This is a genomic window from Opacimonas viscosa, assembly GCF_024199005.1.
GTDB classification, from domain to species: Bacteria; Pseudomonadota; Gammaproteobacteria; order Enterobacterales; family Alteromonadaceae; genus Opacimonas; species Opacimonas viscosa.
Map to the genome: position 1 here is coordinate 1 of NZ_JANATA010000084.1, position 278 is coordinate 278.

The window sequence follows — 278 nt, forward strand, 5'->3', positions numbered from 1 at the left end:
TGCCACTTCACACCTCGCGCATAGCCAATCAAACCCGCGACAATAGCCGCCAGTAAAATAGCAACAACCACAAGTGTGCCGCCGAGTTCGGTAAATAGCGCGCCGCCTAAAAATACGCTCTATAGCGTGATCAGCGGCAGTACGGCCAAAGCAAAAGGCATGTCAGAATGGCTACTTCGCATGATTAAGTGCCTGTGATAAATCGTTGATCAGTGTGTCTGCTGACTCCAGACCAACAGACAAACGGATAAGACCTTGTGGCAGTCCGGCGTGCTTCA

At 51.1% G+C, this 278-nt stretch carries 1 protein-coding gene; it reads right to left on the minus strand.

Annotated elements, in window-relative coordinates; translation table 11 throughout:
* Nucleotides 1-171 precede the first annotated feature (171 nt).
* Nucleotides 172-264, minus strand: a complete 93-nt coding sequence (locus tag NLF92_RS12785; RefSeq protein ID WP_284700436.1) for a PLP-dependent transferase — start codon at nucleotides 262-264, stop codon at nucleotides 172-174.
* Nucleotides 265-278: the final 14 nt, after the last annotated feature.